The sequence below is a fragment of the Vibrio sp. JPW-9-11-11 genome, assembly GCF_013369335.1.
Taxonomy (GTDB): domain Bacteria; phylum Pseudomonadota; class Gammaproteobacteria; order Enterobacterales; family Vibrionaceae; genus Vibrio.
On the sequence record NZ_SZQJ01000004.1, the window covers coordinates 169,868 to 182,711 of the forward strand.

Annotated in this window: 13 protein-coding genes; 10 read left to right on the forward strand and 3 right to left on the reverse strand. The window is 48.8% G+C overall.

What is annotated here, in order from left to right:
- Positions 1 to 127 precede the first annotated feature (127 nt).
- From tgt to FCU94_RS03430, 9 genes are all read left to right on the forward strand, one after another.
- On the forward strand, positions 128 to 1,264 hold the full coding sequence (gene tgt, locus FCU94_RS03390) for a tRNA guanosine(34) transglycosylase Tgt (protein ID WP_176287140.1): 1,137 nt from the start codon (positions 128 to 130) through the stop codon (positions 1,262 to 1,264).
- Between the two features lie 174 nt (positions 1,265 to 1,438).
- Positions 1,439 to 1,768 carry a preprotein translocase subunit YajC gene (gene yajC / locus FCU94_RS03395; RefSeq protein WP_176287141.1) on the forward strand — a complete coding sequence of 110 codons (330 nt, stop codon included), beginning with the start codon at positions 1,439 to 1,441 and terminating at the stop codon, positions 1,766 to 1,768.
- Between the two features lie 21 nt (positions 1,769 to 1,789).
- A complete protein-coding gene (gene secD, locus FCU94_RS03400) occupies positions 1,790 to 3,646 on the forward strand; it encodes a protein translocase subunit SecD (RefSeq protein ID WP_176287142.1) in 1,857 nt (618 codons plus the stop codon).
- A gap of 14 nt (positions 3,647 to 3,660) precedes the next feature.
- Entirely contained in the window at positions 3,661 to 4,608 is a 948-nt protein-coding gene (secF, locus tag FCU94_RS03405; RefSeq protein ID WP_176287143.1) for a protein translocase subunit SecF, read from the forward strand.
- 66 nt (positions 4,609 to 4,674) lie between these two features.
- Positions 4,675 to 5,169 carry a hypothetical protein gene (locus tag FCU94_RS03410; protein WP_176287144.1) on the forward strand — a complete coding sequence of 165 codons (495 nt, stop codon included), beginning with the start codon at positions 4,675 to 4,677 and terminating at the stop codon, positions 5,167 to 5,169.
- 97 nt (positions 5,170 to 5,266) lie between these two features.
- Positions 5,267 to 5,599, forward strand: a complete 333-nt coding sequence (locus tag FCU94_RS03415; protein ID WP_176287145.1) for a DUF1904 domain-containing protein — start codon at positions 5,267 to 5,269, stop codon at positions 5,597 to 5,599.
- A gap of 41 nt (positions 5,600 to 5,640) precedes the next feature.
- On the forward strand, positions 5,641 to 6,504 hold the full coding sequence (gene mepA, locus FCU94_RS03420; protein ID WP_176287146.1) for a penicillin-insensitive murein endopeptidase: 864 nt from the start codon (positions 5,641 to 5,643) through the stop codon (positions 6,502 to 6,504).
- Positions 6,505 to 6,811: 307 nt separating this feature from the next.
- Positions 6,812 to 8,143 carry a cytochrome ubiquinol oxidase subunit I gene (locus FCU94_RS03425; RefSeq protein ID WP_176287147.1) on the forward strand — a complete coding sequence of 444 codons (1,332 nt, stop codon included), beginning with the start codon at positions 6,812 to 6,814 and terminating at the stop codon, positions 8,141 to 8,143.
- Between the two features lie 2 nt (positions 8,144 to 8,145).
- Positions 8,146 to 9,138, forward strand: coding sequence for a cytochrome d ubiquinol oxidase subunit II (locus FCU94_RS03430; RefSeq protein ID WP_176287148.1), 993 nt, complete (start codon positions 8,146 to 8,148; stop codon positions 9,136 to 9,138).
- A 47-nt stretch (positions 9,139 to 9,185) separates the two neighbouring features.
- On the opposite strand, the gene FCU94_RS03435 is transcribed toward FCU94_RS03430, so the two are convergent.
- From FCU94_RS03435 to rdgC, 3 genes are all read right to left on the reverse strand, one after another.
- Positions 9,186 to 9,440 carry a YfhL family 4Fe-4S dicluster ferredoxin gene (locus FCU94_RS03435; RefSeq protein ID WP_006959752.1) on the reverse strand — a complete coding sequence of 85 codons (255 nt, stop codon included), beginning with the start codon at positions 9,438 to 9,440 and terminating at the stop codon, positions 9,186 to 9,188.
- A 2-nt stretch (positions 9,441 to 9,442) separates the two neighbouring features.
- Complete coding sequence (gene trhP, locus FCU94_RS03440; RefSeq protein WP_176287149.1) at positions 9,443 to 10,840, reverse strand: prephenate-dependent tRNA uridine(34) hydroxylase TrhP; 1,398 nt, start codon at positions 10,838 to 10,840, stop codon at positions 9,443 to 9,445.
- A gap of 166 nt (positions 10,841 to 11,006) precedes the next feature.
- The gene (gene rdgC / locus FCU94_RS03445) at positions 11,007 to 11,921 is read right to left on the reverse strand and encodes a recombination-associated protein RdgC (protein WP_176287150.1); all 915 of its coding nucleotides are present in this window, start codon (positions 11,919 to 11,921) and stop codon (positions 11,007 to 11,009) included.
- 208 nt (positions 11,922 to 12,129) lie between these two features.
- On the opposite strand from rdgC, the gene phoB reads away from it, so the two are divergent.
- Positions 12,130 to 12,819 (forward strand): phosphate regulon transcriptional regulator PhoB, encoded by a 690-nt coding sequence (gene phoB, locus FCU94_RS03450; protein ID WP_176287151.1) that lies wholly within the window; start codon positions 12,130 to 12,132, stop codon positions 12,817 to 12,819.
- The last annotated feature ends 25 nt before the right edge of the window (positions 12,820 to 12,844 follow it).

A 12,844-nucleotide genomic window follows, 5' to 3' on the forward strand; every position in this document is an offset into this window, starting at 1 on the left:
GTGCTAGCAGCAAGCTAGGAAGTAGGGTAGAAGGCTATCTTATCTCTCGCACGGAAGGCGACCACTCCCTAATGGGGTATCACCCCGAACATATCGTCAGACTGTTTCTCTGACAACCGGAGGCTTCGTGAAGTTAAAATTCGATCTTAAGAAAAAAGACGGTGTAGCGCGTCGTGGTCAACTGACCTTCGAGCGTGGCACAGTGCAAACGCCAGCATTCATGCCAGTAGGTACTTACGGTACGGTTAAAGGTATGACGCCAGAAGAAGTGAAAGGCACAGGTGCTGAAATTCTGCTCGGTAACACATTCCACCTATGGTTACGTCCTGGCCAGGAAATCATGAAAATGCACGGTGATCTGCACGATTTTATGAACTGGCATGGCCCTATCTTGACCGATTCAGGCGGTTTCCAAGTCTTCAGTTTGGGTAAGATGCGTACCATTACTGAGCAAGGTGTTCACTTCCGTAATCCGGTAAACGGTGACAAGATTTTTATGGACGCCGAAAAGTCGATGGAAATCCAAAAAGACCTTGGTTCTGATATTGTGATGATCTTCGACGAGTGTACGCCATACCCAGCGACCCACGATGAAGCGAAAAAATCGATGGAAATGTCTCTACGTTGGGCACAACGTTCACGTGATCACTTCGATAAACTAGAAAACCCTAACAACCTATTTGGTATCGTTCAGGGCGGGGTTTACGAAGACTTACGTGATGTGTCGGTTAAAGGCCTGACTGAAATCGGATTTGATGGCTACGCGGTTGGCGGCTTAGCGGTCGGTGAACCTAAAGAAGACATGCATCGGATTCTTGAGCACACCTGCCCACAGTTACCGGAAGACAAACCACGTTACCTAATGGGTGTAGGTAAGCCTGAAGACTTAGTCGAAGGTGTTCGCCGTGGTATCGATATGTTTGACTGTGTCATGCCAACGCGCAACGCGCGTAACGGTCACCTATTTGTGACTGGCGGTGTGATCAAGATCCGTAATGCGAAACACAAAACAGACACAACCGCACTGGATCCACACTGTGACTGTTACACTTGCCAAAACTACTCTAAGTCGTACCTTCACCACCTAGAGCGTTGTAACGAAATCCTGGGTGCTCGTCTTAATACGATTCACAACCTCCGTTACTACCAGCGCTTAATGGAAAGCATCCGTAGTGCGATTGATGAAGATCGTTTTGATGAGTTCGTCAAAGAGTTTTATGAACGTCGTGGCCGCGAAGTGCCGCCACTGGCGAAAGAGCAGTAAGACATAGATTTAATGAATTAAAGCCTTTGGCGTTGCGCCAAAGGCTTTTGCTAATAAAGTAGGCAAACGCAAGCTAATTTTGAGAGAGCGATCGCTATTGGTCACACTTAAGCTTGAAACTAAATCGCGAATGCCCAACTTGGATATTAATAAATAATAATAGAGGATATTTTAATGTTTATTTCTCAAGCTCATGCAGCAGCAGAAGGTGCACCAGCTGGCGGCGGTTTTGAAATGCTGATCATGCTAGGTATGTTTGCGGTGATCTTCTACTTCATGATCTACCGTCCACAAGCTAAACGCGTCAAAGAGCACAAGAGCCTAATGGCGTCGATGGGCAAAGGTGATGAAGTGCTTACTAGCGGTGGTCTAGTGGGTAAAATCACTAAGATCTCTGAAGAGAACGACTACATCTCTATCGAGCTAAACACCAATAACGAAGTTGTTATCAAGAAAGACTTTGTTACCGCAGTGCTACCAAAGGGTACGCTGAAATCTTTATAAAACAGCTTAAGGATCCTCGCTGTGCTTAACCGCTATCCGTTGTGGAAGTATTTGATGGTGGTGTTTATCATCGCTATCGCGGCATTGTATGCACTTCCAAATATCTACGGTGAAGATCCGGCCATTCAAGTTACAGGGGCGCGTGGCGCCTCTGTAGATATGTCGACGCTGGATTCTGTCACTCAAGCTCTTGATAAACAGGGCTTATCTCATAAATCCATTGCTTTAGAAAATGGATCCATTCTTGTTCGCTTCAATGACACTGATACTCAAATCAGTGCGCGTGATGTCATTAGTGAAGCGATGGGTAACGATAAAATTGTTGCTCTCAACCTTGCACCGTCAACGCCAGACTGGCTTGAATCTCTTGGTGCGGCGCCTATGAAGCTTGGTCTTGACCTTCGTGGTGGTGTTCACTTCTTAATGGAAGTGGATATGGACGCCGCGATGGAGAAGCTCGTTGGACAGCAAGAAGAAGCCTTCCGCAGTGAATTGCGTGAAGAAAAAATTCGTTATCGTGCGATTCGTCCTTCAGGCAAAGATGCGGTTGAAGTGTTGTTGCGTAATGAAGAGCAACTTGCTGACGCTCAGCGCATTCTAGAGCAAAATCACCCTGATATGATTTTCGTTGATTCGGCTTCAGAGGGGCGTTTTGCGCTTACGGCGACCTTTACTGAGCAGCGCTTAGCTGAAATTCGCAACTACGCGGTCGAACAGAACATTACCATTCTGCGCAATCGTGTGAACGAACTGGGTGTGGCAGAACCTCTGGTTCAACGTCAGGGCGCAAGCCGTATCGTAGTTGAGCTGCCGGGTGTTCAAGACACGGCACGTGCGAAAGAAATTCTCGGTGCAACCGCCACACTAGAGTTCCGCGAAGTCGATTCTAAAGCTGACCTTGCCGCAGCAGCCAGTGGCCGCGCGCCAGCGGGCAGTGAAATCAAGCAAGATCGCGATGGTCGCCCAGTTGTGCTTAAGAAGCGTGTCATTCTAGGCGGTTCAAGCATCACTGATGCCAGCTCCAGTGTCGATGAGTACGGTCGCCCGCAAGTTAACATCTCACTCGATAGTGAAGGTGGTAACAAGATGTCGGCTTTCTCTCGCCAAAACATTGGTAAGCTGATGGCAACGGTGTTTGCCGAGTACAAAGACAGTGGTCGTAAAACACCAGAAGGCCGTGTGATCCTGACTAAGCACGAAGAAGTGATCAACCAGGCAACGATTCAATCGGCGTTGGGGCGTAACTTCCGTATTACCGGGATTGACTCTGCGGCTGAAGCGCATAATTTGGCACTTCTACTTCGTGCGGGTGCCCTAATCGCGCCGATCTCGATTGTAGAAGAACGTACGATTGGTCCTTCAATGGGTCAGCAGAATATCGATATGGGTATTCAAGCGATGATTTGGGGTATGGTAGCCGTAATGCTGTTTACTCTGATGTACTACCGTAAGTTTGGTTTGATCGCTAACGTCGCGCTAATGGCGAACCTAGTGCTCATCATCGGTGTGATGTCGATGATCCCTGGTGCCACCATGACGCTGCCAGGTATTGCCGGTATCGTGCTGACGGTCGGTATGGCGGTCGATGCTAACGTACTGATCTTCGAGCGTATCCGTGAAGAGCTTCGTGATGGTCGCAGCCCTCAGCAAGCGATTCACCAAGGTTACGCTAACGCATTCAGTACTATCGCCGATGCCAACATCACCACGCTTATTACTGCAATTATCCTATTTGCAGTGGGTACGGGGGCGATCAAAGGCTTCGCCGTGACACTGTCTATCGGTATTTTAACCTCTATGTTTACCGCTATTGTCGGAACACGTTGTATCGTGAACTTGGCATACGGTGGTAAGCGCATCAACAAACTGTCGATCTAAGGCTAGGAATTAGTATGTTTCAGATTCTAAAAGCAGAAAAAACGATCGACTTTATGCGTTGGTCGAAGCTGGCATTTGTGTTCTCAATTTTAATGATTGGTGCGTCAATCTTTACTCTATCCACTAAGTGGTTGAACTGGGGTCTAGATTTCACAGGCGGTACCTTGATTGAAGTGGGTTTTGAACAGCCAGCAAACCTTGAAGATATTCGTGGTGCACTTGAAGCCAAAGGCTTTGGCGACGCAACGGTACAGAACTTCGGTAGTGCTCGTGACGTCATGGTTCGCCTGCGTCCTCGTGATGATGTTGCTGGGGAGACCTTGGGCAACCAAATCCTCAATGCCATCAAGGATGGAACGGGTGAGAGCGTAGAGATGCGCCGGATCGAGTTCGTCGGCCCTAACGTAGGTGATGAGCTGACAGAAGCGGGCGGCCTTGCCATCTTAGTCTCGCTCATCTGTATTTTGCTCTACGTGTCAGTGCGCTTTGAGTGGCGCCTTGCTGCGGGTGCCGTATTGGCCTTGACTCACGACGTGATCATCACGCTTGGCGTGTTCTCGATGATGCAGATTGAAGTCGATCTGACTATCGTTGCTGCTTTGCTGACGGTTGTCGGTTACTCGCTCAACGATACCATTGTTGTGTTTGACCGTATCCGTGAAAACTTCCGTAAGATGCGCAAAGGTGAACCGGCTGAGATCATGAACAGCTCAATTACTCAAACATTGAGCCGTACCTTGATTACCTCGGGCACCACCTTGTTCGTTGTGATCGCCTTGTTCACACAGGGCGGCGCCATGATTCACGGTTTTGCTACCGCGCTACTGCTCGGTATTACGGTGGGTACTTACTCGTCAATCTATGTCGCTTCGGCGCTAGCATTGAAACTGGGGATTACCAAAGAGCACCTAATGCCACCTCAAGTAGAAAAAGAAGGTGCAGAGTTCGACGAGATGCCATAAGGCCGTTGAGTGATAGTGAAAGCCGCTGGAAACAGCGGCTTTGTTGTTTGTGTGGGAGGAAATAGGTTGCGCTATCTTTTTGGGCTGCTGATGTTATTCAGTTCATCTCTCTCGGCTCAGAGTGTGTGGTTAGCCACTGAGCCAAGCGCGATGCGCCGCAGTATCGTGTCGAGTTGGTCTGAGTGTCCCGAGCAGCGTTGGTGCCAGGACATGGTGACTTACTATCAAGAACTTCTTTATGCACAAGCGGAACTAACACCACATCGGCTTGAGGTTGTGCTGATTGGTGAGTTTACATCGCATCGATTATCACAGCTTCAACTTAACTTGCGCCGTGATGGCTTCGAACTGGTTAAAGTCGAGTTTGGACAACAAGTGTTTGATGTTGCAGAGGCTTTGCAAACCATGCCAGCTGTCGAAGTGGATAAAGCGCTGATCGTATTTATTAATCAATATCGCCAATCCACGCAGCGCGTTCTTACTTGGCATGCAAGTTTTGGTCGGGCGCTGCTGCATAGTGATGGCGAGCTAATCACACTCCAGTTTGATTATTCACAGTGAGAGCTTTTTCGCTAAATCCTGACTTTCCGGCGAGTCACACGAGACTTTATACGCCAAGTTGTTATCATGACCAAAACACAACAATAGGAAGCCAGTTATGCCTCATTTACGTTTTCGCGCTGTTGAGCCGCAAACCGTACAAACCCTATCCGCTCCTCTGATCGACCAGCTGCAGCCACATATGGATTGCCCGCGTGAAGACTTTACGTTTGAGTATGTCTACACCACTTTTTATCACGAAGGCGAAGTCTGCGCCGCGTATCCCTTTGTTGAGGTGTTGTGGTTTGACCGTGGTCAAGAGACGCAAGATACAGTGGCGCAAATTATCACTCAGCAAGTGCGCGCTGTGATTGGTGAAGATGTCGATGTGGCGGTGATTTTTACGGCTCTGAATGCAAGCAGCTACTATGATAATGGTGAGCACTATTAAGCTTGCCTGCGGATAACGGTTAGAGTCACAAAGGAGTGGATATGGACCTGCGTAATTTTTTGACCTTGTTGGTTTCAGTTGCGCTCTGTTTGGTGACTCTTACTGCCCACGCTACACAGTGGGAACAAGTGACACATCCTTCTCCTCACCTCCCTCAAGCGATCGGCAGCTATGCCAATGGATGTTTAACTGGTGCTGAGGCGTTGCCCCTTGAAGGCGATGGTTATCAAGTTCTGCGCCGAGAGCGCGCGCGTTATTTTGGTCACCCCAATGCGATCAGCTTTGTTCAATCACTCGCTAAGTTGGCCCACTACCAGCTCAATGTTAGTTTGTTAATTGGCGATCTCTCTCTACCGCAAGGAGGGCGTTTTTCATCTGGGCACTCTAGCCATCAGACGGGGCTTGATATTGATATCTGGCTACGCTTGGCTGAACACCCTTTATCAGAGCAACAGTTGGCACGTCCAGAACCATTAAGCGTGGTGGATGTAGAACAATACCGGTTGCTCAACACTCGCTGGCAGTCGAGCCATTTTGAGCTGGTTAAACTGGCCGCAAGCGATGAGCAAGTCGCGCGGATATTTGTTCACCCGGTGATTAAGCAACAGTTGTGCGACAGTGAACTCAGCGGTGACCGCGCGTGGCTACGTAAAATTCGCCCTTGGTGGGGGCACCATTATCATATGCACGTTCGTCTCAAGTGTCCGGCTAATAATTCAGCCTGTCGTCCACAAGCTGAGCCACCCGCGGGCGATGGGTGCGGATCAGAGCTCGCCAGCTGGAAGCCACAGCCTAAGCCTAGCAACCTCAAACCAGCCGCGAATCCTGCTAAAAAGCGAGTTAAAATCATGCCAAAGCAGTGCTTAGAACTGTTGCAACTTACTCAACGCTCGCCAACTCGTTAGCCTGGCAGGTTAAATTGATGTAATTTTATTTCATTTTAAGCGAGTGGAAAGTGAGGATATTTCGAAATGGCCTTTTTTGTCGCTTATTGGCTATATTTACCGCTATTTTCTAACTTTTAGATACACTTATCTCAATATAGATGCCTCTGCTATACGCCTTTTGAGTGTTAAAATTGATGTAAATCAATTTTCTATTTGAGCGCTCAGCGCGATACCTGTGTGAAGTAATCCAAAGTTCGTTGTTTTACGTAATTTAATTACATCATTTACGCGCTCTCTAGAGCCCTAGAGTGTTTGAGGACGTAGCATGCTAGACACCCTTATCCTGTCGCGAATTCAGTTCGCGGCTAATATCAGTTTTCATATCCTTTTTCCCACCATCACCATTGCGCTCGCATGGATGTTGGTGTTTTTCAAATGGCGCTATAACCGTTCGCAAGCTCCCGTTTGGCTAGACGTGTACTACTTTTGGGTCAAGGTGTTTGCCTTGACGTTTGCACTAGGGGTCGTGTCCGGGATCACCATGAGTTTCCAGTTTGGCACCAACTGGCCAGGGTTTATGGAGCGAGTGGGCAACGTGGCCGGGCCGTTACTCGGTTATGAGGTGATGACGGCGTTCTTTATGGAGGCGACGTTTCTTGGCGTGATGTTATTTGGCCGCGGCCGCGTGCCAGACTGGTTTCACACCCTAGCGACGGTATTGGTGGCCGTGGGAACCACTATGTCCGCTTTTTGGATCTTAGTCCTCAATAGTTGGATGCATACCCCGAGTGGGTACGAGGTTATTGACGGTATTGTGCATGTCACCAGTTGGAAAGAGGTGATCTTAAATCCTTCACTGCCGTACCGTTTCGCGCATACTTTATTGGCCTCTGCACTAACCGCGAGTTTCTTAATTGCTGGTGTCAGCGCCTATCAATCGCTCAAACAGCCCGGCCACCGCGCTGCAAAACTTGGCCTTAAGGTCGCGCTATTTGCCGCTGCGGGTTTTATTCCGCTGCAGATTTTAGTCGGTGACTTGCACGGCTTAAATACGCTTGAACACCAACCCGCCAAAATCGCGGCGATGGAGGGGGTTTGGCAGACAGAGCAGGGCGCACCTTTACTACTATTTGCTTGGCCAAACGAAGCAACACGCAGCAACGATTTTGCTCTGGGGATCCCCAAACTGGCAAGCTTGATTTTAACCCATGATCTTGATGGTGAAATCCTCGGCCTCAATCAGTTTGCCCCTGACCATCCACCAGTGAAGCCACTGTTTTTTGGTTTTCGCATCATGGTTGGCGTGGGAGTGTTGATGTTGTTGGTCAGCTGGTTTGGTGCGTGGCGCTTTGTTCGTCGCCAATCTTTGCCTAAGCCTTATCTATACACGGTTGTCGCGATGACCTTCTCCGGTTGGCTAGCGACGCTCGCCGGCTGGTATGTGACTGAAATCGGTCGTCAACCTTGGCTGGTGAGTGGTGTACTACGCACCGTTGATGTAGTGACTCCAGTCGCCCCATCTAATGTGATGATTTCACTGACCATGTATTTGGTTATCTACGCGGTACTGCTGGTGGCTTATATCCACACCTTGTTCTATTTGGCGCGCAAAGACGTTGCAGCTCACCAAGCGCCGGTTCAAACTCAAGAGGCATAACCATGTTTGATTACCTACCAGAAATCTATTTGTTACTCCTAGGCTTTTCTGTATTCATGTATGCGGTACTGGATGGTTACGATCTCGGCGTGGGGATGCTGCTGCCGAGCAACAACGAGCAGCAACGTGACCGTATGATTGCGTCGATAGGCCCATTTTGGGATGCCAACGAAACGTGGTTGGTATTGGCGGTTGGCATCTTACTGATCGCTTTCCCCACCGCCCATAGTTTGATTTTGACTGAGCTCTATCTGCCGACAGCGCTGATGTTGATTGCGTTAATTATGCGTGGTGTGGCGTTCGACTTTCGTGCCAAAGCGGTATCGGATCATAAAGATCGCTGGGATCTCTGTTTCAAAGCCGGGTCGTTTTTGGCGTCGCTCACGCAAGGTTATATGGTTGGGCGCTATATCATGGGCTTTGAACACAGCAGCGAGGCGTATGGCTTTGCCTTGTTAAGTGCTTTATGCGTCGCAGCGGCTTACGTCTATATTGGCGGCGCTTGGCTGGTGCTGAAAACCGAAGGTGAGTTGCAAATCCGCGCTGCGCGCTGGTCACGTCGAGCCGGTTGGCTCGCAGCATTAGGGATTTTGGTTGTGAGTCTTGTCAACCCTTGGGTCAATGAGCAGGTCGCACAGCGCTGGTTTAGTTTCCCAGAAATACTGCTGCTCGCACCTATCCCTCTGATTGTTCTCGCCACCATTTATCTCGTCGATCGTTATTTGCGTCAAGTCCCGATGATCAACGACCTCGGTGTCCGCTGGCCATTCTTTGGCGTTACTGTGATTTTTGCTCTCAGCTTCCTTGGCTTAGCGTACAGTTTTTTCCCAGAGGTGGTACCGGGCATAATGACAGCGAAAGAGGCGGCGTCTTCTTCTGCAACTTTGATGATTGTCGGGTATGGGGTGATGATAGTGATGCCGATGATTTTGCTTTACACCTTCGCGGTGTATCGAATCTTTAAGGGGAAAGCGACGGAGTTGAGCTACAAGTAAACATCAGATACGAAAACGCCGCTCAATGATGAGCGGCGTTTTATCTATTAAGCTAAGCCCTGAATAATAACGAACTTCTCTAGCAATTCTTCTTCAGTCTCAACGTGGTTAGGGTCAGTAATGATACATTTAGTAATCGGACACACTGACTGACACGTTGGCTTCTCGTAGTGACCTTTACACTCAGTGCAGAGATCGGGATCGATCTCGAAGATAGTGTCACCCATAGTAATTGCACCATTTGGGCATTCAGGATCACACATATCACAGTTGATGCACTTGTCAGTGATCAGTAAAGCCATGCTTATTTACCTGTTGGGTTACGGGTATCCTGACCTGAGTTTAGGTTACGCATCAATAGGCCGTATTCTAGGTCCATATCTTGTGGTACAGGAATGAAAACGAAGTGGCCGTTCCCTTTTGCGTCTTCGATAGCTTCTGACTTACGGTTTTCCATCGCTTCTAGCGTGAAGATGACGTTGCCTTTTGGCGTCATCAGCTCAAGGCTGTCGCCGACAACGAACTTGTTCTTGACTTCGACTTCCGCCAGATCGCCACGGCGTTTACCGGTAAACTCACCGACAAATTGTTGAGCGTCAGATATCGAGTAACCGTAGTCGTAGTTTTGGTACGCATCGTGTGTGTGACGACGTAGGAAGCCTTCTGTATAACCGCGGTGCGCTAGGCTTTCTAGCGTCGTCATTAGGCTTTCATCAAAAGGTTTGCCTGCCACGGCATCATCAATCGCTTTACGGTAAACCTGAGCAGTACGCGCGCAGTAGTAGAATGACTTAGTACGGCCTTCGATTTTCAGCGAGTGAACCCCCATCTTAGTCAGACGCTCAACGTGCTGGATAGCGCGTAGGTCTTTCGAGTTCATGATGTAAGTGCCGTGCTCATCTTCGTAAGCCGCCATCTTCTCTTCTGGACGGTGCGCTTCAGAAAGTAGCACCACTTCATCCGTTGGTTTGCCACGACCGATAGTGGTTTCAGGGCGTTCTTCTTGAACCTCTACTGCTTGAGCTTCTGTTGGATCGAATTTCTCTACGATGTCGCCAGTGTCGTTCTCTTTGCCTTGTTCAACTTTGTATTCCCAACGACAAGCGTTGGTGCAGGTACCTTGGTTAGGGTCACGTTTGTTGATGTAGCCAGACAGTAGGCAGCGGCCAGAGTAAGCCATACATAAAGCGCCGTGAACGAAGACTTCAAGTTCAGTCTCAGGGCAGTGCTGACGAATCTCTTCGATCTCTTCTAGAGAAAGCTCACGAGAAACAATCACACGCTCCACGCCATTTGCCGCCCAGAACTTAACCGTTGCCCAGTTGACTGCGTTCGCCTGTACAGACAGGTGAATTGGCATTTCAGGAAACGCTTCGCGAACCATCATGATTAGACCAGGGTCAGACATGATCAGTGCATCAGGGCCCATCTCTACAACCGGTTTAAGGTCACGGATGAAGGTTTTTAGCTTGGAGTTGTGCGGTTGGATGTTACAAACCACGTAAAGCTTTTTGCCTAGGGCATGTGCTTCGTCGATACCGATTTTTAGGTTTTCGTGGTTGAACTCGTTGTTACGTACGCGAAGGCTGTAACGAGGCTGGCCTGCGTATACCGCGTCTGCGCCGTAGGCAAATGCGTAACGCATGTTTTTAAGGCTACCTGCCGGTGACAGTAGCTCAGGGACGAATGCTTTCTCAGTCATGTGTAATTCTCTTAAATCTGATCTCAAGTCAGGCCCATTCCACCTTATGGAATAGGGGGCGCAAATTTTACGTCAAAATGTGACTTGTGACTAGGGAAAAGTCCATGACTAAGATGAGGGAATTCAAAAGCAGGTGCCCGACGGGTCGAGCACCTTAAAAGAGAGGCTACGCGTTTGGGTGAGGTAGGCCGCCTAGGCATTCATATAAGTTTGGTAAGAAGGCACTGAATTCACCGCACATGAGCGAGAAGTCGGCGTCGAAGCGTGCGGCTTGATCTTCGCGAGGAATATCGTCGTTCTGATCTTTCAGTTCATCAGAGAACTTTAGGCGCTTAATACTGCCATCTTCCGCCAAAATAAACTCGATACGCTCTTGCCACCAAATTGCCAGCTTGGTCACCATTTTATCGGCTTCGATATGGCTACGAATTTCGTCGGCTGTCAGCTCTTGCTTCTTACAACGGATCACACCGCCCTCTTCAAGCACGGATTTAAGCTCGGCTTCATCAAGCATCTCGATACCAACAGGCGTTTCACCCGTTTTCACCCATTCGGTCAGTGTGGTTTCAATCGCTTTTTCAGGGATGGCGGGAACAACGGGTAGGCTGCCCATGGTTTTGCGCAGCAGGGCCAATACGTCTTCGGCTTTTTTATAGCTGCTGGCATCGACCAGAATAAAGCCCTCTTTGGGTAGGATGAGCACGTAAGTATGGTTGCTACGGCTAAATGCACGCGGCAGAAGATCCATCACGATATCTTCTTTGAGCGTGTCTTTTTCTTTCTTCTTCAGTGGACGACCTTCTTGAAGTTCCAAGGCGTCCACTTTCGCGTTCAATGACTCTTTGATCACAGACGCAGGCAACATTTTCTCTTCTTTTTTGGCGCAGATCAGAATGCGGTCTTCTGATACATGGGTCATCATATCGCCATGTTTACCCATCGCCGTGACCCAGCCAAATTTCTGCTTATCTTGGCTACCACAAGGGGTAAAACGAAACTCCTGCAGCTGTTTTTCTAATTGGTCTGCATTGAATTCAATATCACGGTTAAATCGATAAACCAGACAGTTTTTAAACCACATACTCTTTCTCTATACCTAAAGTTTGGGGGCTCATGATAAAGACTTTTTGTCGGCTTGTCTTACTGGAAACACGCAATAGTGGGATGAAAGTTATATGAAAATTTGTTTTCAAAGGTCACAAAAGTGTCATAATTGCTAGTGATAATGCTTAGCGTTGCACAAGGGCAGATGGCCCTAAATAACTCAACTCACACAAGGTTATTTGATTATGTCTAGAAGGATTCTAGTGGTTGAAGACGAAGCGCCAATCCGTGAAATGTTGTGCTTTGTTTTGGAACAGAAAGGTTACCAAGCGGTTGAAGCAGAAGACTACGACAGTGCGGTAACAAAACTGGCTGAACCCTTCCCTGATCTAGTGTTGCTAGATTGGATGTTGCCTGGCGGCAGCGGTATTAATTTTATCAAACATATGAAACGTGAAGAGCTGACCCGTAATATTCCGGTGGTGATGCTGACGGCGCGTGGTGAAGAAGAAGATAAAGTCCGTGGCCTGGAAGTCGGTGCGGATGACTACATCACCAAGCCTTTCTCACCGAAAGAGTTAGTGGCGCGCCTTAAAGCGGTGATCCGCCGCGTGACCCCGACAGCGCTTGAAGATGTAATTGATGTGCAAGGGTTGAAGCTTGACCCAGTGTCTCATCGAGTCACGGCGAATAATGAGCCGTTGGACATGGGGCCGACCGAGTTTAAGATGCTGCACTTCTTTATGACCCACCAAGAGCGTGTGTATAGCCGTGAGCAACTCCTAAACAACGTATGGGGCACTAATGTGTATGTCGAGGACCGAACGGTCGATGTGCATATACGTCGTCTACGTAAAGCACTTGAAGCCGCGGGACACGACAAGCTTATTCAAACGGTACGTGGCGCGGGTTACCGTTTCTCAACTAAAGCGTAGTCGGGCGACAACACAAGCGGAGAGG

Coding starts and splice junctions, on each gene's coding strand:
- yajC (WP_176287141.1), top strand. CDS start 1,439: ATGTTTATTTCTCAAGCTCATGCAGCAGCAGAAGGTGCACCAGCTGGC.
- secF (WP_176287143.1), top strand. CDS start 3,661: ATGTTTCAGATTCTAAAAGCAGAAAAAACGATCGACTTTATGCGTTGG.
- FCU94_RS03415 (WP_176287145.1), top strand. CDS start 5,267: ATGCCTCATTTACGTTTTCGCGCTGTTGAGCCGCAAACCGTACAAACC.
- mepA (WP_176287146.1), top strand. CDS start 5,641: ATGGACCTGCGTAATTTTTTGACCTTGTTGGTTTCAGTTGCGCTCTGT.
- FCU94_RS03425 (WP_176287147.1), top strand. CDS start 6,812: ATGCTAGACACCCTTATCCTGTCGCGAATTCAGTTCGCGGCTAATATC.
- FCU94_RS03430 (WP_176287148.1), top strand. CDS start 8,146: ATGTTTGATTACCTACCAGAAATCTATTTGTTACTCCTAGGCTTTTCT.
- FCU94_RS03435 (WP_006959752.1), bottom strand. CDS start 9,440: ATGGCTTTACTGATCACTGACAAGTGCATCAACTGTGATATGTGTGAT.
- trhP (WP_176287149.1), bottom strand. CDS start 10,840: ATGACTGAGAAAGCATTCGTCCCTGAGCTACTGTCACCGGCAGGTAGC.
- rdgC (WP_176287150.1), bottom strand. CDS start 11,921: ATGTGGTTTAAAAACTGTCTGGTTTATCGATTTAACCGTGATATTGAA.
- phoB (WP_176287151.1), top strand. CDS start 12,130: ATGTCTAGAAGGATTCTAGTGGTTGAAGACGAAGCGCCAATCCGTGAA.